Source organism: Escherichia coli DSM 30083 = JCM 1649 = ATCC 11775, assembly GCF_003697165.2.
Classification (GTDB): Bacteria; Pseudomonadota; Gammaproteobacteria; order Enterobacterales; family Enterobacteriaceae; genus Escherichia; species Escherichia coli.
In genome coordinates, this window is sequence record NZ_CP033092.2 from 2,304,271 (window position 1) to 2,326,781 (window position 22,511).

Below are 22,511 nucleotides of genomic sequence, written 5' to 3' on the forward strand. Positions count from 1 at the left end.
AATTTTATTTTTTATGAAAACAGCATTTCATTTTTATGGTTTCGTTTATACCGATGGTTTATGTGGAAATTGTCGAAGAGAGCAGATTTGCGCAACGCTGGGATCAGTCTTAAAAAGTAAAAAAATATATTTGCTTGAACGATTCACCGTTTTTTTCATCCGGTTAAATATGCAAAGATAAATGCGCAGAAATGTGTTTCTCAAACCGTTCATTTATCACAAAAGGATTGTTCGATGTCCAACAATGGCTCGTCACCGCTGGTGCTTTGGTATAACCAACTCGGCATGAATGATGTAGACAGGGTTGGGGGCAAAAATGCCTCCCTGGGTGAAATGATTACTAACCTTTCCGGAATGGGTGTTTCCGTTCCGAATGGTTTCGCCACAACCGCCGACGCGTTTAACCAGTTTCTGGACCAAAGCGGCGTAAACCAGCGCATTTATGAACTGCTGGATAAAACGGATATTGACGATGTTACCCAGCTTGCGAAAGCGGGCGCGCAAATCCGCCAGTGGATTATCGACACTCCCTTCCAGCCTGAGCTGGAAAACGCCATCCGCGAAGCCTATGGACAGCTTTCCGCCGATGACGAAAACGCTTCGTTTGCGGTGCGTTCCTCCGCTACTGCAGAAGATATGCCGGACGCTTCTTTTGCCGGTCAGCAGGAAACTTTCCTCAACGTTCAGGGTTTTGACGCCGTTCTCGTGGCAGTGAAGCATGTATTTGCTTCTCTGTTTAACGATCGCGCCATCTCTTATCGTGTGCACCAGGGTTACGACCATCGTGGCGTAGCGCTCTCCGCCGGTGTTCAGCGGATGGTGCGCTCCGACCTCGCATCTTCTGGCGTGATGTTCTCCATTGATACCGAATCCGGCTTTGACCAGGTGGTGTTTATCACTTCCGCATGGGGCCTTGGTGAAATGGTCGTGCAGGGTGCGGTTAATCCGGATGAGTTTTATGTGCATAAACAGACACTTGCGGCGAATCGCCCGGCTATCGTGCGCCGCACCATGGGGTCGAAAAAAATCCGCATGGTTTACGCGCCGACCCAGGAGCACGGCAAGCAGGTTAAAATCGAAGACGTACCGCAGGAACAGCGTGACATCTTCTCGCTGACCAACGAAGAAGTGCAGGAACTGGCAAAACAGGCCGTACAAATTGAGAAACACTACGGTCGCCCGATGGATATTGAGTGGGCGAAAGATGGCCACACCGGCAAACTGTTCATTGTGCAGGCGCGTCCGGAAACCGTGCGCTCACGCGGTCAGGTCATGGAGCGTTATACGCTGCATTCACAGGGTAAGATTATCGCCGAAGGCCGTGCTATCGGTCATCGCATCGGCGCGGGTCCGGTGAAAGTCATCCATGACATCAGCGAAATGAACCGCATCGAACCTGGCGACGTGCTGGTTACTGACATGACCGACCCGGACTGGGAACCGATCATGAAGAAAGCATCTGCCATCGTCACCAACCGTGGCGGTCGTACCTGTCACGCGGCGATCATCGCTCGTGAACTCGGCATTCCGGCGGTAGTGGGCTGTGGTGATGCAACAGAACGGATGAAAGACGGCGAGAACGTCACTGTTTCTTGTGCCGAAGGTGATACCGGTTACGTCTATGCGGAGTTGCTGGAATTTAGCGTGAAAAGCTCCAGCGTAGAAACGATGCCGGACCTGCCGTTGAAGGTGATGATGAACGTCGGTAACCCGGACCGTGCTTTCGACTTCGCCTGCCTGCCGAACGAAGGCGTGGGCCTTGCGCGTCTGGAATTTATCATCAACCGTATGATTGGCGTCCACCCACGCGCACTGCTTGAGTTTGACGATCAGGAACCGCAGTTGCAAAACGAAATCCGCGAGATGATGAAAGGTTTTGATTCTCCGCGTGAATTTTACGTTGGTCGTCTGACTGAAGGGATCGCGACGCTGGGTGCCGCGTTTTATCCGAAGCGCGTCATTGTCCGTCTTTCTGATTTTAAATCGAACGAATATGCCAATCTGGTCGGTGGTGAGCGTTACGAGCCAGATGAAGAGAACCCGATGCTCGGCTTCCGTGGCGCGGGCCGCTATGTTTCCGACAGCTTCCGCGACTGCTTCGCGCTGGAGTGTGAAGCAGTGAAACGTGTGCGCAACGACATGGGGCTGACTAACGTTGAGATCATGATCCCGTTCGTGCGTACCGTTGATCAGGCGAAAGCGGTGGTTGAGGAACTGGCGCGTCAGGGGCTGAAACGTGGTGAGAACGGGCTGAAAATCATCATGATGTGTGAAATCCCGTCCAACGCCTTGCTGGCAGAGCAGTTCCTGGAATATTTCGACGGCTTCTCAATTGGCTCAAACGACATGACGCAGCTGGCGCTCGGTCTGGATCGTGACTCCGGCGTGGTGTCTGAACTGTTCGATGAGCGCAACGATGCGGTGAAAGCACTGCTGTCGATGGCGATTCGTGCCGCGAAGAAACAGGGCAAATATGTCGGGATTTGCGGTCAGGGTCCATCCGACCACGAAGACTTTGCTGCATGGTTGATGGAAGAGGGGATCGATAGCCTGTCTCTGAACCCGGACACCGTGGTGCAAACCTGGTTAAGCCTGGCTGAACTGAAGAAATAAAATAAATACCCGGCGGCGTTTTGTCGCCGGGTTTATGTGATCCCCGAAGATGAAACTTATTCAATCTCTTCACAGACATCCTGAGTTAATCGCCGCATAATATCTTTCCTTAACAAAAACTTTTGTATTTTACCTGAGACAGTGCGCGGTAGTTTTTCGATTACCACGATATGTTCAGGATATTTATATTTCGCGACCCGTTTACGGCTAAAAAAAGCCACCACCTCTTCCAGCGATAATGAATGATGCGGCGCTTTCAGCACGACATAAGCGCATGAACGTTCACCTAAACGTTCATCGGGCATCGCAACCACACAGGCATCGTGAATTTTAGGATGCTGCAATAAAATATCTTCTACTTCACGGCTGCTAATATTTTCGCCGCCGCGGACAATAATATCTTTCTTGCGCCCGGTTATTTTTATATAGCCAGCCTCATCCATGCGGCAGAGATCGCCGCTGTAATACCAGCCTTCTTCATCCAGCGCACGGGCGGTTAATTCAGGTTCATCAAAATACCCCATAAACACATTGGGGCCACGCGAGGCTTCTTCACCTTCGCAACCTGGCGGTAAAGTCTTGCGTGCGTCATCGACCACTTTAATCTCTACACCTGCGGCAGCGTAACCGTCGGTGTGCATAAAGCGCGGCAAAGGATCGTCGAGATTCACCACCGCATGCGGCGAACTTTCTGTGGAACCATAAACACTTAATAATTTAATGCCGCGCTGCTGGCATTCTCGCGCCACTTTTTTGGGGATTGTGGTACCTCCGCAAAGAAAGAAGCGCAGCGCTGAAAGGTCTGCGGGTTGTTTCTCTAGTAAATTCAAAAGATCATAGACAAACGGCGTTGCGCCGAGCATACAGGTGCAACGCTGCTGCTCAAGCAGCGCGAGACACGCATCAGGAGTGAAAATATCTAACAACACGCTGCGAGCACCAATCAAAAAAGGTGCTGTTACGCCATGCAGAAAGCCCGTTGCGTGACCAAGTGGCGCAGGCATCATAAAGACATCCTGCCAGGTCAGATTTAGCCGCGCGCAATAAGCCCGCTCACTGGCGAGAATATTGTTATGCGTTAGCATCACACCCTTTGGCAGACCCTCGGTTCCGGAGGTAAATAGCACAGCGGCTAATTCATCGCCGTGGGTCGTTATCGCCGTGGTCAGAGGGGTATTGTCGGCGAGAATCTGACTTAATGAGAGGGAAGAGGTGGCGGGAGCCAGTTTGTCCACGCCGACAATTTGTTGTAGTTGTGGAAGCTGATTTTGCAGCGGCAGGATTAAATCTACTGGACGCGTTTGTTTAAACAACGTCGGTGCAAAGAACATTTTTGCCTGACACTTATTGAGCACCCATACCAGTTCTGCTTCCCGCCAGGAAGGTAACAGCGGCACGGAAACCGCACCGGTTTTCAGGCAGGCAAGATAGATAACGGTAAATTCACACCAGCCTGGCAGTTGAAATGCGATGCGATCGCCTGATTCAATACCCTTCGCTAACATCCAGTTTGCCAGACAGCTCGCGGCGTGATCGAGCGCGCTATAGGTGTACGTTGCACCATGATTGTCGACCACGGCAATTTTGTCTGGCATCGCACGAGCGGTCTGCTGCCAGTAATCGGCCAGCGAAGCATCGCCCCATAACCCTTGCTGACGATACGCCGCACGACGTTGTTCGTTGAACGTTAATGTCACTTTCATTTTGGACTCTCGAAACAGAACATCAGGCCCGAGATGCGGGCCTGTGGGATGCATGATTAGCCGTAGCGAAATTCAATACCGAAGGTGCCTGCGGGATATTGCCACTGTTCGAGAATAGTGTTGCCGCACAGCACCCGACAGGTGCCGCACTCCAGACAACCGGCGGAATCGAAATGAATGTTTCCTGCGTCATCCTGCTTATAAAGTCCGGCAGGGCAAGCTTTCATTAATTTACGGAATTCATTGATATCGGGATTTGCCGCCAAAATGATATGCGGGTGGCCCTCATCAACATGGAATTTATTGACGCCTAATTTGATGTCGACGTTAACCGTAGCGTTCTGGCTCATAGCGCGGTTGCTCCCTTAATGCCATCTTTCAGCAAGTTGATCAGCCCAATTTTCTTCGCGTGTCCCATGATCATTTTGCGTACCGGCTGGTTTGGTTTGCCGTCAATGGTGAACATATCGTTCATGATGTCGGCGACCATTCGTGGGTATTGGCTAAACAGGCGCGGGTTTTCCATCAGCGCCGGGATCTTGCGGAAATGCTGCATATCGCGCATAACACAACTTTGTTCCAGCTCACGTTTGTATTGCGCCAGACTGCTGGCGGAGAAATCCGCGCGTTCTTTGGCGGCGATCACCGTTGTGGCGGCAGCCTGAGCTGATGCAATGGCTAAATCCATGCCGCGAACTGTAAAACCCAAATTCAGGCAGAAGCCTGCGGCGTCACCAACGATCATCACGCCATCGTTAACCAGCTGCGGCACCATTGCCAGACCGCCCTCCGGCACCATATGCGCGGAATATTCAAGCAGTTTGCCGCCGCTAATCAGCGGGCGAATGGCGGGGTGTTGTTTAAAATCTTCCAGCATTTGCGGCACGCTTTTTTGCGCATGGGCGATATCACTCAATCCACAAACCAGCCCCAACGATACGGAATCCTTGTTGGTATAGAGGAATCCGCCGCCCATCAGGCCGTCAGAAGGGGAACCGGCAAACAGCCAGGCGGCACCTTCCTCGCCCGTAACATTAAAGCGATCGTTGATCTGTTCTGGTGTCAGGCCTATAACCTCTTTAACACCAACAGCGTAATGATGCGGATCGGAAGCGGAAACCATTCCCAGCGAGCGGCCAAGCATCGAGTTAACGCCATCAGCCAGAATCACCACATTCGCTTCGAGAATATCATCCCCGGCCTGGACGCCAGTGACCTTGTTTCCTTCACGAACCAGCGCATCGACGCGTACGCCCGGGATAAACTGCGCGCCCGCCTGCTCGGCTTGTTCCATCAACCACGGGTCCAGACGATTACGCAATACGGTATAAGACGCGTGTTGCGGAACATCTGGTTGCTCGCGGTGAAAATCGAGGGTAACGGCGCTTTCTTCGGTTAAGAAGGAGATTTTCTCGCGTGTGACCTTGCGTTCTATCGGCGCTGATGCTGCAAAGCCTGGAATAATTGCTTCGAGTGTGTGGGCATAAAGACGCCCGCCGGTCATGTTTTTACATCCGGCACTGTCGCCGCGTTCTATCACCAGGACATCCAGCCCGGCTCGCGCCATGACCAGTGCGGCAACGCTACCGGCAACGCCCGCACCGACCACAATGGCATCAAATTTGTCATCCGACATGCGTTATGCTCCCTTCCCGCTGCGTTTACAGCGGGAGATGTGGTTGAAAGGGAATTAGCGATTCAACTGGCTAATCAGGGCAGGGACGACTTTGTAGATATCGCCCACCAGACCGTAGTCGGCATAGTTGAAGATTGGCGCATTTTTATCTTTATTAATGGCGACAATCACTTTTGCGCCGTTGCCGCCAACCATATGCTGGATCTGCCCGGAGATCCCCAGCGTCAGGTAGAGATCGGATTTCAGCAACACGCCGGAGACACCGATATAACGTTCACGCTCCATCCAGTTCTCGCCTTCGGCAATTGGACGTGAACAGCCGACTTCAGCATTCAGCACTGCCGCCAGTTCGTGGACCATTTTCAGGTCATCCTGCGCCGCCAGACCACGACCGACGCCAACCACACGTTTTGCTTTGCTCAGGTCCACGCTGCTTGCCGCTTTCGCACGGCGTTCGCGACAGAGAATTTCATGACGCGGGGCAACATAAGGTACCGTTTCTGTCGGGCACTGATGAGAGATATCACGGGTGCACGGCTCCTGAACACCGGGTGCAAGGGTAATGATCGCCAGCGGGCTGTTGATCTTTTCCTGAGCGAACGCTAACCCGCCATACATCCGGTGTTCGGCGCAAATGTGACCATCGACAATATCCACCGCCGTGGCATCGTTCACCAGCGCCGCATTCAGTTGCACACTTAACCGTGCGGCCAGAGCTTTACCACGTTTCGTCGCGGCCAACAGCAACATAGCGGGGTGTTTATCTTTCAGCAGGGCAGCAATGCTTTCGGCGTAATTTTCAGTACGTTGCAGCGCGTCGTTTTGCTCAAGAACATAAATGCATTTTGGCCCATAAGGCATAACCGCCTGCGCCTGCTCGGTATTTTGTACAATGGCATACACCTGTTGGCCCCATTGCTGAGCGCCGCCAAACAGTTCAGCATAATGTTCAGGATTATCGCTAAAGACCCAGACGCTGTTTAATTGACTCATCGTTTCTTCTCCGTAGGCTTCAGTTCAGGGCTTTTTTCAGATGTTCCGCCAGCTCGGCAATGGCCTCCGGCGAATCGTTATCGAGAATGATGTGCTTACGTTCTGTTTGCGGCGGTACGCGAATACCGGTCAGTTCAGCAAGTGGTGCGCTCTGGCTCCAGCCAATATCACTTGCCTGCCACTGATTTACCGGTTTTTTACCCGCGCCGAGGATGGCTTTCATCGAAGGAATACGTGGTACGTTAATATCGGAGGTGACGCAGAGCACGGCTGGAACAGAGAGTTCAATAACTTCAACATCATCTTCAAGCGTGCGTTCAATCACCAGTGTATTGCCCTGACGCTGAATAGCACTCACTGCATTAATCACCGGAAGTTGCAGAAGTTCTCCGACCAGCAAGCCAACCTGCTGGGCATAAAGGTCGCCGGAACCTTCACCAAAGATCAGTAAATCGAAGCCGATCTTTTCAACTGCTGTCGCCAGCGCCTTTGCGGTATCGAGAGGCAGTGCATGCTCAAGTTGTGCATCCTGCACCATATACAGGCTGTGCGGCCCGCGGGATAGCACGTCTTTGCGCACTTTCGAGTTCTGCAACAAAGAGCCGCCGACGGTCAGCGCGGCTATCTCATCGTCATCTGTTGCAAGCTGGCTTGCAACTTCAATGGCATTGAGATCGAACTGGCTGATTTTGGCGTCGGCATTGTCGAAATTCAGGGTGTATTCTGGAGTGACAACAATGTCCTGTTCTTCAGGCACCAGCTTAAAGCAGGTTATTATTTTCATGATTTCTCCTGTGAGTCGCATACGGAACCATCTCCGATGGAAGGTAAAAATGGCCTGAAAATAGTGTGCGATAGCGGTGCGGGGTTTTCGACGGAGCAAGCTGTTTTCCTTGCTAACAATCTTGCAAAAAAAATGCGATCGCTAAAACAAAAGTGCAATTTGCGGCAATATAGTTATTCCATGACCGTGCAATCTTGCATTCAGTGTAAATAATCTTGTTTAGCTCTCGCTAAACGCGGTTGTATAACCGCAATACACGCCGTATTTTATCCGGCATATATTGTTTTTGTTTGCTCATGGAATAGGGAGGTTGTCATGTATCAACGCTGTTTTGATAATGCCAGTGAAACGCTGTTTGTCGCCGGTAAAACGCCACGGCTTTCACGTTTCGCATTTAGCGATGATCCAAAATGGGAGTCTGGACATCACGTTCATGACAATGAAACCGAGCTGATTTACGTCAAGAAAGGGGTAGCAAGGTTTACCATCGATTCTTCGTTATATGTCGCGCATGCCGATGACATTGTGGTGATAGAACGTGGCAGGCTGCATGCGGTGGCCTCTGACGTTAACGATCCGGCAACGACGTGTACCTGTGCGCTGTACGGCTTTCAGTTTCAGGGGGTTGAGGAAAATCAGCTACTGCAACCGCATTCTTGCCCGGTAATTGCCGCAGGGCAGGGAAAAGAAGTCATTAAAACCTTATTTAATGAGCTAAGTGTGATTTTGCCGCAAAGTAAAAATAGCCAAACATCTTCGTTATGGGACGCATTTGCCTATACGTTAGCAATTCTTTACTACGAAAACTTTAAAAATGCTTATCGTTCGGAGCAGGGATATATTAAAAAAGATGTTCTGATAAAAGATATTCTTTTCTATCTGAATAATAACTATCGCGAAAAAATCACTTTAGAGCAGTTATCGAAAAAATTTCGTGCCAGCGTCAGTTATATCTGCCATGAATTTACCAAAGAGTATCGTATTTCCCCTATTAACTATGTTATTCAACGGCGTATGACGGAAGCGAAATGGTCACTCACTAATACTGAATTATCACAGGCAGAGATTTCCTGGCGTGTGGGTTATGAAAATGTCGATCACTTTGCCAAACTGTTTTTGCGCCATGTCGGCTGTTCGCCCAGCGATTACCGCAGGCAATTTAAAAACTGTTTTGCGGAACAAGAAATCCTATCTGAATTTCCTCAACCGGTAAGTCTTGCCGGATAAATCTGGCGGCGCAGTTTGTTAAGAGGCTGCGCCGCCTGCAGATTATTTGTTCTGATAATCTTTCAGGATCTGCCGACCTGCTACGTAAATCATAATTTCGTCTGTACCGCCGCCGATACGTTCACAACGGACATCACGCCAGAAGCGGGAGACGCGCGCCTCATCGGTATAGCCCAGACCGCCCATGATTTGAATCGCATCATCAATGACTTCCATTGCGGTACGTGCGCAGTACAGTTTTGCCAGCGCCGCGCTGGTGCGCAGTGACTGATGCTGATCGGCTTGCCATGCCACTTTCAACACCATGTTGCGCATGTTGTCGATCTTAATCGCCATCAGCGCCAGTTTTTCCTGGATCATCTGGTTATGACCAATGGGCTTACCAAAAGCGATACGCTGGTTGGCATAGCGGGCGGCATCTTCGAATGCGCATTCGGCAAAGCCGGTGCTGCGCGCGGCGTTGATCAGGCGCTCCATCTCAAAGTTGTACATCACATTGAGGAAACCCATTCCTTCTTCGCCCACCATGTCGCTCTCTTCAACTTCCACGTTGTCGAGATAGACTTCGCAGGTGCTGAGCATATGCCAGCCGATTTTATGCAGTGGATTGATTTTAATGCCGGGCTTACTGGAGTCGACCCACCACAGCGTAAAGGCCTTTTTCGGATCTTTCGGTTGCGGATCGCGCGCCAACACCAGCATATATGGGTACTCTTTCGCACCGGTAATAAAGGTTTTCTGTCCGTTGATGTAAACCTTGCCGTTTTTACGCGTGTAAGTGGTAGTGGCACTGTTGTTGTCTGAGCCTGCGCCTGGCTCCGTCAATGCCAGGGCATAGGCGGGATCACCCGTTTCCAGGGTGCTCTCTGCCGTTTTACGTAGCTGCTCTGCAGAACCGAAACGGCGCATACTGTGAATACATTGACCGTTGGTAATCAAAAATGCCGGAGCACCGCATTTTGACACTTCCATCAGCGCCAGCATTTGGGTGACGTAATCCGCAGGGATACCACCAAATTCTTCCGGCACGCCAAGCATGGAAATACCGTTATCCGCCAGTGCCCGCATAAACTCACGCGGGTATGTCCCGTTTTGATCGCAGGTGCGGAAATACTCTTCCGGAAAGTTAGTCGTAATCAGTTCACGAATACTGGCCAGCAGCAGTTCTTGTTCTTCAGTTAAAGAGAAATCCATCATTATACTCCTGTTAATGAGCCGCTTCAGGCAGGACAAAACCCATCGCCGCATCGATAAATAATCTTTCGTCCATCAGTTTCAGTTCTGGTGAAATCACTGGGGTGAAATCCATTTTGTCGAGAATATCTTTTTGTAAATCGACGCCAGGAGCGATTTCGATTAAATGCAGGCCGTCTTCTTTTAGCGTGAATACGGCGCGCTCAGTGATATAACGAACATCCAGCCCTCGCTTGAGAGCGATTTTTCCACTGAAAGTAATTTCCGGTAGTTCCCGAATAAATTTCTTCACCCGTCCTTCCTGGACGATATTTAATTTGCCGTCGGTAATTTCTGTTTTTAAACTGCCCGCAGTTAATGTGCCGCAGAAAACGATTTTCTTCGAAGTGGCACTGATATCAATAAATCCACCGGTGCCCATGATTTTACCATTGAATTTATGCACGCCGACGTTACCGTGCTGGTCGACTTCAGCAAAACTCAAATAACAAACATCCAGACCACCACCGTGATAAAAATCAAACTGGGACGTCATATCCAGAATGGCGCGGGTATTCACGTTCGCGCCAAAGGCGATCCCCTGTGAAGTAATACCGCCAATCGGACCTGTTTCTACCGTCAGAATAAAGTCATCAGCACAACCTTCTTCCCGGGCGACCAGGCCAATGCCGTCAGCAATACCGACGCCGACATTCCCCACTGCGCCTTTGCGCATTTCGAATAATGCACGCCGTGCAACTAATTTACGTTGGTTTAGGGGCAGGCTAAGTTTGGTACTGTCATCAAGGGTGAAGTCACCAGAAATAAAGCGGTTAACCGGTGCACCGCCATACAGTTGGGTTTGATCCGGATCGACCACCACAATATCCACCAGATAACCCGGAATACGGACAGATTTAGGATGCAGCGTGGCTTTCTTAACCATTTTCTGCACCTGCATCATCACAATACCGCCGTTATTGTGCACCGCCTGAGCAATAACCAATGCGTCGAGATACATCACCTCATCTTCAAAAGTGGCGTAGCCTTCGCTGTCGCAGGTGGTAGCGCGAATGAAGGCGATATCTGGCGCTATCGCTTTGTAATAGAGATATTCTTTGTTATCAAACTCGACCAGTTTAATCAGTTCTTCTTTAGTGACTTCATTCAGTTTGCCGCCTTGCTGGCGTGGATCGACAAATGTCCCGATGCCAATATCACTAATAATACCAGGCTGGTGGGCTGCGGCGGCGCGTAAGGTTTGTGTAAGTACACCTTGTGGATAGTTATAAGCAATAATTTTATTTTGTTCTGCGAGATCAGAAATACGCGGCGATTGTCCCCAGTGACCGCATAATGCCCATTTCACCAGACCTTCTTGCGCCAGCGGACTAATACCACGGTCGGCGCGATCGCCAAGCCCTGTTGGACTAATAATCGATAAATTACGTGGTGTTTGAGTCTGTTTATATTTATCAGCAAGAGCAGTAATTAACGTGGTGGCTTCCAGAATACCGCCGCCAGCGCCTAACACACAAAGTGTTGCTTCGTCGGGAATATAATTCACCGCTTCCTGTGCCGACAGGACCGGCACTCGTCCATTAATACGAGGTGGTTTTACAGGTTTCATTGTTAATTCCTGATTCAGGTGTGATTTTCCCTACGCCAGATGGAGAATTAGCGCACAGAGACTCACGAAATATTTTTATTAAATACGGTTAAAAATACTTTTTTTAGTTCGGCGGGGGAGGGTATTCCCGCCGAAATATTATTGCTTATGCCTGATGTAAAATAGTTAATACCGTACGCAAATCATTTACCGAGATTTGCCCTGGCGCAGAGGCTTTTTTTACCGCACCAAAAGTTGCCGCCGAGCCAAATACTTCACCAGCCAGACGAGAAATTACGCCAGTTTTTGCCATCGACATCGTGATGATTGGACGATCGGCATACTGCTCCTGCATCTCCAGGGTCGCGGCAAGCAACGTCAGCACATCGCTGGTACTTTGCGGCATCAGCGCAATCTTAGGAATATCGGCGTCGAAGGACTGCATTTTGCGCAGACGGGCAATGATTTCTTCGGCTTCCGGCGTTTTATGGAAGTCATGGTTGGACATGACAACTTTCACATCATGCGCGTGGGCGTAGGCGACGGTTTCTTTAACCTGATCATCGCCGGTAAATAACTCCAGATCGATCATATCAACCAGGCCACTGTCGATGGCTGCACGATTGAGTGCAATATAAGCCTCGGTGGAAATCGCCTGCTCGCCGCCTTCTTTGGCACTGCGGAAGGTAAACAGCAGCGGTTTTTCTGGCATGGTTTCACGGAGAATTTTGGCTGCCGCTATGACAGACTCCACATTGGAGAGATCGGCATAGTGGTCCACACGCCATTCCAGAATATCAAAGTCCGCTTCACGATAGGCGAGAGCTTCGGATTTCACGCTGGCGATATCTTTCGCCATCAGCGAGACGATGATTTTAGGTGCGCCCGTACCAATGACGAGATCTTTTACAGTTACGGTTTTCATTTTTTACCCTTTCTGCACGCGGTCAGCCTGTCAGGCACCGAACCCCATGACCTGTTTAACATATTCCAGAGGGAAATCTTTGCCAGTCCATAACGTGAACTGTTCAGCCCCTTGCCACAACAACATGCCGTATCCATCAATCGTTTTGCAACCAGCTTGTTGCGCCTGCTGCAATAACTTCGTCATATGCGGGTTATACACGCATTCAGTGACCAGAAGTCCCGGATGTAACAGACTGATATCATTAACCAATGATTCATTCTCAAGGGGTTTCATACCCACTTTGGTGCCATTGGTTAAAATGTCGGCGGAAGCCAGGGCTTCTGCAAAGGCTTGCTGATCGGCGAGATCGGTGACTGTCACGACGCAATCGGTGTTTTCGTTAACCCGCTGCGCGAAGGCGAGAGCTTTATCGAAGAACTCATCCCGACGGTTAAAGAGTTTAATTTCTTTTAAACCTTCAATTGCCCCCTGCGCGCCAATTGCCGTTGAGGCACCACCGGCCCCTAATAGCACCATCGTTTTGCCTTTGATATCAAAACCGCTCTCTTTAATGGCGCGAATATGACCCGTGCCGTCGGTGTTATAGCCACGCAGATAGCCATCATCATTAACGATGGTGTTGATGGCTCCCACCAGTTTGGCCGCTGGCGTTAATTCATCAACATATTCACACGCCAGTTGTTTGTTCGGCATTGATACACCAGTTCCGCGCATTTTGAGGGCTTTTAATCCTTCAATTGCTGCGGGAAAACTATCGTTATCCACTTCAAAGGCCATATAGGTAAATGGCAATCCCGCTTTTTCTAAGGCTTTATTCTGCATTTCGGGCGATAAACTGTGGCGGATGGGATAGGCCATCAACCCAATCAATTCGTATTTTGCGGTAACATCCATAATTAACTCCTTTAACCTCTATGCTTAATTGTGTTTAACCGGGTGCTAAATTTATGCTCGCCAAACCGCACATCATTTTCAGGAATAATGAAAACGCGGTAATAGCGGATAAAAACAATAATTGCGGTAATCAGGGCCAGCAGCGCGAAAGTAAAATCGAGAACAATGATATATTGCAGGCCGATGTTCGACAGATAACCGGTAATCAGCGGAATAACAAAGTTAGCCAGTCCACCCATCATCATATATATACTGGTGACTTTGGCTTTGCTTTTTGGGAAAAACTCTGACATGACCGAAACGCCGAGCTGTAAAATGCCGCCAGCTGCTGAGAAACCGATAACAAAGGCTCCGGCATTACACACCAATGGAGATGGGTACAGGTAGATAATGGCAGCTGTTATTGTTGCCAGTGCAGAGTTAAATACATTAGCCCAGATGGGCCGGACCATTTTTTTCAGCAGTGCGGCAAAAATAAAGACACAGACCAGCGAACCCATACTGTAATAAGAGATGGTTTTTAATGCCTCAGCTTCTGACATACCAGCAAAAGCCATCGCATATTTGGGCATCCACACCACAATCACATAAAAGGTCGAGAATGCGGCTACACCGAACAGTACTGATGAAACACCTTCCAGCCAGACTAACGGTTTGCTGTTCATTTGCGGTAATTCATTAGCTACGCTGGCGTCCACCAACTGGCTGGGGAATTTGCTTTTCAACAGCATCAGCGTGATCAGTACAAACAGAATACCCGGAATAATCAGCCCATAGCCGTACCAGATGTTATTGAGCAACATATAGCTCACCAGCATTGGGTAGAACATTTGCCCGAATGACACCATCGCTTTAACCAGTATGACCGCCGAACCAGAGGCTTTCGGAAAGCATTCCATGAGCGCGGGGTAGCCACCCGTATCCAGCGCTGAGTTAGCGATACCTACGCACACTGCCAGACAGTAGGCGAGAGTTAAATTCGGGCAAGCAGGAATACCAAAGAAGAATAGCAGATACATTATTACTGCCATTAATATCACCGCCCGACGACCAAACTTATCGGAGATCACTCCGAAGAATAAAATACTGATCAATCGCCCCAATCCGATACCGGAAATTAAATAGGCAATGCCCGCGTTGTCAGTGGAAAACTTTTCTGCCAAAGATGTCATGTTTTGGGCAAGCGTAATAACACTAATGCCGTGCAGGAAATAGCTGAAGTAAATACAAAGAACAGCCAGGATAAATGGCGTGCTGAAAGCCTTATTTTGAGACATTTTCACAGCTCCTTGCTGAAAGATAATTTCGTTACCGTACGTATTGTTCTCCGACGGTTTACATAATTACTATACTGAAGATGATTTTCCCTGGGTACATGGCATAAAGTTTATGTTTCCAGGAATATTGCATGTCATAGTTTGTTTTTGATCGCGATTTTCCTTAGTTAGCGCAGAAAGAGTTATTTATCCGTAAGATCTTGCATAACCTGAAAAGAATATTGCATTACCCACCCGGAGCGATATTTTCCTTTAGCGTGTGATGCCGCGTTTCTTTGCGACTGCGTAAGCCAATAAACAGTGCCAGTATAAAGCCGATAGCAGCGATGGCGGTATCGAACCACATAATATCGGCAATACTTCTTTGCGAAAGATGAGCCGTAATCAACGGAATGGTAAATGTTGCAATGCTGCCCGCACTGTAATAGATCCCCGTTGCTTTTCCTTTAGCGTAGGGAAAACGTTCCGCCATTAACGTCAGGCCAATTTGTACAACACCGCCTGCGGAGGTAAAACCGATGACGAAAGCAAATATTATCACCACATAAAATGTGGGATGCAGGCAGACGGTGAGCAGGGCGATAAATGAGATAAAGGTGTACAGCATCAGTAATGTTGTTGGGCGAACGGTATTACGAATGAGTGGAGCAGTAATAAATACACACAGCAGCGAACCCACGGTGTAGATACTGAGTAATTTGATCGACATGGTGTATGACATGCCAGCGACAAATTGTCCGTATTGTGCCAGCCACTGGCTAACCAGATAAAACGTTGCCATTGAGATATAGCCATATAGGGAATAACTGGCTAAATCGATAATTGAACAGCGATGTTCCGTAGAGCTGGTGGTTTTCTTTATGACAGGTAAGTGACGACCCGGATGGGGTGGGAACGTACAACGGTATAAAAACAGAGCGTTAATAAACATAATGCCTGCGGCAATCATAAAGGACCAACCGAACCACAGTTCAGCCCACACTAACAGGCTGATAATTAGCGGTAATAAAAATTGTCCGCTGGAAACAAATGCTTTAATTAAAATATTGGCTGTACCCGGTGAGCGTGGAAAAGCTTCCATCAAACTGGGATAGGTGCCTGCATCGAGAAAACTGTTTGCCATTCCCGCCAGAAAGCCAAAAACATAAGCGATAATGATGTTATTGGTGTGCAGGATGCCAAAAAAGAAGGCCATATAGCAGCACATCCCGAGCATGATAAAAGGGCGGCGACCAAAGCGATCGGATAATAATCCTGCAAAAAGCAAGACACTTAATCGACCAATGCCCAGTGATGAGATAACTATCGAGACGCCCGCGGCATTAGTCTGCCAAAGCGTCTCCAGCGAGGCCATATTCAGGCTCATCAAAATGACGCCCATACCATGCACCAGGTAATTAAAATACAACCCAAGTGCGGTAGGGTAATAGGGATTTTTCATAGGTTCTACTTAGCAAAGGTGCTTTAAAAAGTGTAGCGATGTTGTGTCAGTATCCGTTCATTATTGTTGTAACAACGACAATTCCTTTCTGTGGAGAAATTAACAAAGCCGCTCCAGATCGTGTGCATATAATTCAGCGGCTACCGATTGATAGATCTTCCAGTCAATAAAATTGCCATCAGGGTAGACTTGTTGAAACGCGGTTAAGTCGGGGAAAAAACGCATGGTGTTGTTGCCGATGCGGTTATTTATTTTCTCTATGATGGCATGAAGATGTTTTTTTCGTTGCTGACGCATAGCCAACAGTTGCTCGACTACACAATCAGGAATGGCGCATTTGCCATTTTCCCACTGACGCCAGCTTTCACTGTTACCGGTCTGGGCAATCCAGGTCGCGCATTCATCAATAGTCATGGCAAAAATATGGCGAAGTGCCTGGAGTTCATAAGCGTTCATCGTGTAATGGCTGCATGAAATAAACAATAAAATATAAATAACATTATCAGCCTGCTGACGGCTTGAAGAGAGTCACAGTATCTTGTGCAACATTATTGGAAAGAGTGAGGGGCGAGGTAGCGAAGCGGAAAAATGTTAAAAAAAAGCCCATCGTGGGAGATGGGCAAAGACTACACACAGCAATTCGTTGTTTCACTCAGGGGATTTCCATGCTTATAAATCAATATGTTGATTTATAACCGTGAGCTAATAGTAGGCATACGGACTTTTTGCGTCGATCAGATTCGTCTCATTAGTTTAAAAACTGTAAAGAATTTGCGACAGGTACTACCAGCTGAATAGCGGTAAGCAGGAAAATATGGGGAAGAGCAAGCAAATATCAATTAGCAGGGGTTAACAATCAGGCGGCAGAGCCGCCTGATGAGAAATTACTTATTCGGTTTCTCGATTTCGCCAAGTTCTTCGAGAATTTCTTCCGGTTGGTCCGTCGGCGGTGGGACTTCTTCCACCCACGCGGCAAACAGACGCCAGGAAACGGCTAACAGAACCGGACCAATAAACAGACCGATCATCCCGAAAGCAATCAAACCACCAATAACGCCAGAGAGGATCAGGATCAGCGGTAAATCGGCACCCATGCGAATTAACATTGGGCGGATGACGTTATCGAGCGTGCCAACCACACCGCTCCAAACTAACAATACCGTTCCCCAGGTGGTATCGCCAGTCCAGTAGAGCCAGATAATCGCCGGAATCAGTACCGGCAACGGTCCAAGCTGGACAAGGCAGGAGAGGATCATTAACACCGTTAGCAAAGTTGCATAAGGTACGCCGGATACGGCGAGGCCGATACCGCCAAGCACTGCCTGTACTAACGCCGTCACCACCACACCCAGCGCCACCGCGCGGATAGCCTGTGCCGCCAGCAGCACGGCGGCATCTCCGCGAACGCCTGCCAGACGGGTTGCAAAATGGCGAATGCCTTGTGCCACCTGTTCACCGCGCCAGTACAGCAGGGCGCTGAAGAGAAGCATCAGCGCACAATGCACCATAAAGCGCCCGATATGCGCCGCCTGCCCAACGAACCAGGTGGTGGTGGTGCCAATATAAGGACGGACTTTCGCCATGATCGCCGTCCCCCCCATATCCAGCAAATTGTGCCAGCCTGCATATAGCTTCGCGCCAATCACCGGAATGGTATTAAGCCACGCCAGATCGGGTAACGTCATGTCACCACTGGAAATGGCTTTAATTAGCGGGCCGCTGCCGTCGACGATACTGTTAACCAGCAAAGCAATAGGGATGATAAACACCATCACTAATAACAGCGTCATCACCAGAACGGCGAGAGAGCGGCGACCAAACATGATCTTTTGCAAACGTAACAATACCGGCCAGGTGGCGATAACCACTGTACCGGCCCATGCAAAGCCGAGAATAAAGGGTTGTACAATCCACAGACATGCCACAATCATGATGGCTAAAAACAGCACCGAAAGCAGAATTTGTGCGACATCCCTGGGCTGACGAACATTTACCATAACTACTTTTCACCTTTTTTGTGCGTCAAATCGTCGACGCGACGTGAACACGCGAAACTCACCTGCATAATGATGAGCAATTTCAGCGGTTTTTAACAGGTCGATTCTGCCCTTAATTCTGATGGGCGTGTAAGAAAAAAATGTGGTACAACAACTCAGGCAACACGCAAACGATTAATCTCTCATCACAGACCGCAGGAAAGGGTCAATATAATGATTCCACAGATTTCCCAGGCACCCGGCGTCGTTCAACTGGTGCTTAATTTTTTGCAAGAGCTGGAGCAACAGGGTTTTACCGGCGATACGGCGACAAGTTATGCCGATCGTCTGACAATGTCGACTGACAACAGTATTTACCAACTTCTCCCCGATGCGGTGGTATTTCCGCGTTCAACCGCAGATGTAGCGCTGATCGCCCGTCTTGCCGCGCAGGAACGCTATTCATCGTTGATCTTTACCCCCCGCGGCGGCGGCACCGGCACTAACGGACAGGCGCTCAACCAGGGGATTATTGTTGATATGTCCCGCCATATGAACCGCATCATCGAAATTAACCCTGAAGAGGGCTGGGTGCGCGTTGAGGCCGGGGTGATTAAAGACCAACTCAATCAGTACCTGAAACCCTTTGGCTACTTTTTTGCGCCAGAACTTTCGACCAGCAACCGGGCAACGCTCGGCGGGATGATCAATACCGATGCATCCGGTCAGGGATCGCTGGTCTATGGCAAAACGTCAGATCACGTACTTGGCGTACGCGCGGTGTTGTTGGGGGGCGATATTCTCGATACGCAACCTTTACCCGTCGAACTGGCGGAAACGCTGGGTAAATCCAATACCACAATCGGGCGAATTTATAACACGGTTTATCAACGTTGCCGTCAGCAACGCCAGTTAATCATCGACAACTTCCCCAAGCTTAACCGCTTTCTTACCGGTTACGATCTGCGTCATGTCTTTAACGATGAGATGACCGAGTTCGACCTGACGCGCATTCTGACGGGTTCAGAAGGGACGCTGGCCTTTATTACCGAAGCGCGACTGGATATTACGCGCTTGCCTAAAGTACGCCGTCTGGTGAACGTCAAATATGACTCTTTTGACTCCGCGCTGCGTAACGCGCCGTTTATGGTTGAGGCGCGGGCGCTTTCGGTAGAGACGGTGGACTCAAAAGTGCTCAACCTTGCGCGGGAAGATATTGTCTGGCATTCCGTCAGCGAGTTGATTACCGATGTGCCTGATAAAGAGATGCTCGGGCTGAACATTGTGGAATTTGCCGGTGATGATGAGGCACTGATTGACGAGCGAGTTAATGCACTCTGTGTGCGGCTTGATGAGCTGATTGCCAGCCAACAGGCAGGAGTGATCGGCTGGCAGGTGTGCCGCGAGCTGGCGGGTGTTGAACGTATCTATGCGATGCGCAAAAAAGCCGTTGGTCTGCTTGGCAATGCCAAAGGTGCTGCTAAGCCAATTCCGTTTGCTGAGGATACCTGTGTACCGCCGGAACACCTGGCGGATTATATTGCTGAATTTCGCGCGCTGCTCGACAGCCACGGCTTAAGCTACGGTATGTTCGGTCACGTCGACGCAGGTGTCTTGCACGTCCGTCCAGCACTGGATATGTGCGATCCGCAACAGGAGATTTTGATGAAGCAAATCTCTGATGATGTAGTGGCGCTTACCGCGAAATACGGTGGTTTGTTGTGGGGCGAACACGGCAAAGGTTTTCGCGCCGAATACAGCCCGGCGTTTTTTGGTGAGGAACTTTTTGCAGAACTGCGTAAAGTGAAAGCGGCGTTTGATCCGTATAACCGACTCAACCCCGGGAAGATTTGCCCGCCAGAAGGTCTCGATGCGCCGATGATGAAAGTGGACGCGGTGAAGCGCGGTACATTCGATCGACAGATCCCCATTGCGGTACGCCAGCAGTGGCGTGGTGCAATGGAGTGTAACGGCAACGGTTTATGCTTCAACTTTGATGCTCGTAGTCCGATGTGCCCGTCGATGAAGATCACCCAGAACCGGATTCATTCACCGAAAGGGCGCGCAACGCTGGTACGTGAATGGCTGCGTTTGTTGGCGGATCGCGGCGTTGACCCACTCAAACTGGAACAAGAACTGCCTGAATCCGGCGTCAGTTTGCGGACGTTAATTGCCCGCACGCGCAATAGTTGGCATGCGAATAAAGGCGAATATGACTTCTCACACGAAGTCAAAGAGGCGATGTCGGGCTGTCTGGCCTGTAAAGCTTGTTCGACTCAGTGCCCCATCAAAATTGATGTGCCGGAGTTTCGCTCTCGTTTCCTGCAACTCTATCACACCCGTTATTTACGCCCGCTGCGCGACCACCTCGTCGCTACGGTTGAGAGTTACGCACCGCTGATGGCACGCGCGCCGAAAACCTTTAACTTCTTCATTAACCAGCCGCTGGTGCGCAAACTCTCGGAAAAACATATCGGCATGGTTGATTTGCCGCTGCTGTCGGTCCCCTCGCTACAACAACAAATGGTGGGGCATCGCTCGGCAAACATGACGCTGGAACAGCTTGAAGCTCTCAATGCAGAGCAGAAAGCGCGCACGGTGCTGGTGGTGCAGGACCCCTTTACCAGCTATTACGATGCTCAAGTGGTGGCGGATTTTGTCCGTCTGGTCGAAAAATTAGGTTTCCAGCCCGTGTTACTGCCATTTTCGCCAAATGGAAAAGCCCAGCATATCAAAGGTTTTCTTAATCGTTTTGCGAAGACGGCGAAAAAGACGGCGGATTTCCTCAACCGTATGGCGAAGCTGGGTATGCCAATGGTAGGCGTCGACCCGGCGCTGGTACTTTGTTATCGCGATGAATATAAACTGGCTCTGGGCGAGGAGCGTGGCGAGTTTAACGTCTTACTGGCAAATGAATGGCTGGCAAGCGCACTTGACTCACAGCCAGTGGCTACAGTCAGCGGTGAATCATGGTATTTCTTTGGTCACTGTACCGAAGTTACCGCCTTGCCAGGCGCGCCAGCACAATGGGCGGCAATATTTGCCCGTTTTGGCGCGAAACTGGAAAATGTCAGCGTGGGGTGCTGCGGCATGGCAGGGACTTACGGACATGAAGCGAAAAACCATAAAAATTCACTCAGGATCTATGAATTATCCTGGCATCAGGCTATGCAGCGACTGCCGCGTAACCGCTGTCTGGCGACCGGATATTCCTGCCGTAGTCAGGTAAAACGGGTTGAAGGCACAGGGGTACGCCATCCTGTGCAGGCTTTACTGGAGATTATTAAATGATATGGAAACGAAAAATCACCCTGGAAGCACTGAATGCTATGGGGGAAGGAAACATGGTGGGATTGCTGGATATTCGCTTTGAACATATTGGTGATGACACCCTTGAAGCGACAATGCCAGTAGACTCACGGACAAAGCAGCCTTTCGGGTTGCTGCATGGAGGTGCATCTGTGGTACTGGCCGAAAGTATCGGTTCCGTTGCCGGTTATTTATGTACCGAAGGTGAGCAAAAAGTGGTTGGTCTGGAAATCAATGCTAACCACGTCCGCTCGGCACGAGAAGGGCGGGTGCGCGGCGTATGCAAACCGTTGCATCTCGGTTCGCGTCACCAGGTCTGGCAGATTGAAATCTTCGATGAGAAAGGGCGTTTGTGCTGTTCGTCACGATTGACGACCGCTATTTTGTGACGTTGTCACCAGAAAAGTGTGACGCATATTGCTTTTGGTTATTATCTGCACAGTAAACGGTGGTATACTGTGCAGGTCTTGTCTAAAAGCGAGGATGCTATGTCTACTCAACTTGATCCCACCCAACTGGCCATTGAATTTTTACGCCGTGACCAAAGCAATCTTTCACCTGCCCAATATCTCAAGCGTCTGAAACAATTAGAACTTGAATTTGCTGACCTGCTTACTCTCTCTTCTGCTGAATTAAAAGAAGAAATCTACTTCGCCTGGCGTCTGGGCGTGCATTGATCCTGATTTAATGTCGCGAGTTCGCCAAATCGGCCTGGATTAATCTTCGTCCAGGTTCGAGGGCCTTTTTAATACAGCCTATCTACCCGCCTGATAACGTTCAAAAATAATACAAATCGCAGTTTGTGTTAAAACAGTGGGTTAGCTTTATGAGATTATCCTTATCGCCCCTTCAAGAGCTAAGCCACTGTGAGTGCCGGAGATAAGCGCCGGATGGGGTAGAAACCCTTAAGCCTGTGTCGCACAGACTTAAGGGTTTTCTTATTTCTGA

The 22,511-nt window shown here is 49.6% G+C and carries 18 protein-coding genes and 1 other RNA gene; 5 read left to right on the plus strand and 14 right to left on the minus strand.

Translation table 11 applies throughout. The annotated features are described in order from the left end of the window. Positions 1-234: 234 nt before the first annotated feature. Entirely contained in the window at positions 235-2,613 is a 2,379-nt protein-coding gene (ppsA, locus tag EAS44_RS12220; protein ID WP_000069409.1) for a phosphoenolpyruvate synthase, read from the plus strand. Positions 2,614-2,669: 56 nt separating this feature from the next. On the opposite strand, the gene fadK is transcribed toward ppsA, so the two are convergent. The 5 genes from fadK to ydiQ are packed head-to-tail and all read right to left on the minus strand — an operon-like array spanning position 2,670 to position 7,729. Continuing rightward, the gene (gene fadK / locus EAS44_RS12225; protein WP_001296108.1) at positions 2,670-4,316 is read right to left on the minus strand and encodes a medium-chain fatty-acid--CoA ligase; all 1,647 of its coding nucleotides are present in this window, start codon (positions 4,314-4,316) and stop codon (positions 2,670-2,672) included. A gap of 56 nt (positions 4,317-4,372) precedes the next feature. Next, complete coding sequence (gene ydiT, locus EAS44_RS12230) at positions 4,373-4,666, minus strand: ferredoxin family protein (protein ID WP_000081072.1); 294 nt, start codon at positions 4,664-4,666, stop codon at positions 4,373-4,375. Further along, entirely contained in the window at positions 4,663-5,952 is a 1,290-nt protein-coding gene (ydiS, locus tag EAS44_RS12235; RefSeq protein ID WP_001278484.1) for an FAD-dependent oxidoreductase, read from the minus strand. The genes ydiT and ydiS overlap by 4 nt, the downstream gene beginning before the upstream one ends. A gap of 54 nt (positions 5,953-6,006) precedes the next feature. Continuing rightward, on the minus strand, positions 6,007-6,945 hold the full coding sequence (ydiR, locus tag EAS44_RS12240) for an electron transfer flavoprotein subunit alpha (RefSeq protein ID WP_000080676.1): 939 nt from the start codon (positions 6,943-6,945) through the stop codon (positions 6,007-6,009). Between the two features lie 19 nt (positions 6,946-6,964). Further along, positions 6,965-7,729, minus strand: a complete 765-nt coding sequence (gene ydiQ, locus EAS44_RS12245) for an electron transfer flavoprotein (protein WP_000692171.1) — start codon at positions 7,727-7,729, stop codon at positions 6,965-6,967. 315 nt (positions 7,730-8,044) lie between these two features. Here ydiQ and ydiP point away from each other — a divergent pair, with 315 nt between their 5' ends. Continuing rightward, positions 8,045-8,956, plus strand: a complete 912-nt coding sequence (gene ydiP / locus EAS44_RS12250; RefSeq protein WP_000284812.1) for an AraC family transcriptional regulator — start codon at positions 8,045-8,047, stop codon at positions 8,954-8,956. A 42-nt stretch (positions 8,957-8,998) separates the two neighbouring features. On the opposite strand, the gene ydiO is transcribed toward ydiP, so the two are convergent. The 9 genes from ydiO to ydiK all read right to left on the minus strand — a co-directional run bounded on the left by ydiO (position 8,999) and on the right by ydiK (position 18,275). Then, positions 8,999-10,150 (minus strand): acyl-CoA dehydrogenase, encoded by a 1,152-nt coding sequence (gene ydiO, locus EAS44_RS12255; RefSeq protein WP_000347850.1) that lies wholly within the window; start codon positions 10,148-10,150, stop codon positions 8,999-9,001. Between the two features lie 13 nt (positions 10,151-10,163). Further along, on the minus strand, positions 10,164-11,759 hold the full coding sequence (gene ydiF / locus EAS44_RS12260) for an acyl CoA:acetate/3-ketoacid CoA transferase (RefSeq protein WP_000805675.1): 1,596 nt from the start codon (positions 11,757-11,759) through the stop codon (positions 10,164-10,166). Between the two features lie 145 nt (positions 11,760-11,904). Continuing rightward, entirely contained in the window at positions 11,905-12,663 is a 759-nt protein-coding gene (aroD, locus tag EAS44_RS12265; RefSeq protein ID WP_000860194.1) for a type I 3-dehydroquinate dehydratase, read from the minus strand. Positions 12,664-12,693: 30 nt separating this feature from the next. Then, a complete protein-coding gene (gene ydiB / locus EAS44_RS12270; RefSeq protein WP_000383457.1) occupies positions 12,694-13,560 on the minus strand; it encodes a quinate/shikimate dehydrogenase in 867 nt (288 codons plus the stop codon). An 11-nt stretch (positions 13,561-13,571) separates the two neighbouring features. Beyond that, entirely contained in the window at positions 13,572-14,837 is a 1,266-nt protein-coding gene (ydiN, locus tag EAS44_RS12275) for an MFS transporter (RefSeq protein ID WP_001296106.1), read from the minus strand. A 226-nt stretch (positions 14,838-15,063) separates the two neighbouring features. Then, positions 15,064-16,278 carry an MFS transporter gene (gene ydiM, locus EAS44_RS12280; protein ID WP_000795578.1) on the minus strand — a complete coding sequence of 405 codons (1,215 nt, stop codon included), beginning with the start codon at positions 16,276-16,278 and terminating at the stop codon, positions 15,064-15,066. Positions 16,279-16,377: 99 nt separating this feature from the next. Further along, positions 16,378-16,734, minus strand: a complete 357-nt coding sequence (gene ydiL / locus EAS44_RS12285; protein ID WP_001298235.1) for a YdiL family protein — start codon at positions 16,732-16,734, stop codon at positions 16,378-16,380. A 135-nt stretch (positions 16,735-16,869) separates the two neighbouring features. Continuing rightward, positions 16,870-16,977: antisense sRNA RprA (gene rprA / locus EAS44_RS12290), an RNA gene on the minus strand. A gap of 185 nt (positions 16,978-17,162) precedes the next feature. Continuing rightward, on the minus strand, positions 17,163-18,275 hold the full coding sequence (gene ydiK, locus EAS44_RS12295; RefSeq protein ID WP_000248636.1) for an AI-2E family transporter YdiK: 1,113 nt from the start codon (positions 18,273-18,275) through the stop codon (positions 17,163-17,165). A gap of 213 nt (positions 18,276-18,488) precedes the next feature. Between ydiK and ydiJ the strand changes: the two genes are divergently transcribed. The 3 genes from ydiJ to ydiH all read left to right on the plus strand — a co-directional run bounded on the left by ydiJ (position 18,489) and on the right by ydiH (position 22,240). After that, a complete protein-coding gene (gene ydiJ, locus EAS44_RS12300; RefSeq protein WP_000612986.1) occupies positions 18,489-21,545 on the plus strand; it encodes an FAD-binding and (Fe-S)-binding domain-containing protein in 3,057 nt (1,018 codons plus the stop codon). Continuing rightward, entirely contained in the window at positions 21,542-21,952 is a 411-nt protein-coding gene (gene menI / locus EAS44_RS12305) for a 1,4-dihydroxy-2-naphthoyl-CoA hydrolase (RefSeq protein WP_000637986.1), read from the plus strand. Before ydiJ ends, menI begins: the two co-directional genes overlap by 4 nt. 99 nt (positions 21,953-22,051) lie before the next feature. Next, on the plus strand, positions 22,052-22,240 hold the full coding sequence (gene ydiH / locus EAS44_RS12310) for a YdiH family protein (RefSeq protein ID WP_001296104.1): 189 nt from the start codon (positions 22,052-22,054) through the stop codon (positions 22,238-22,240). Positions 22,241-22,511 lie beyond the last annotated feature (271 nt).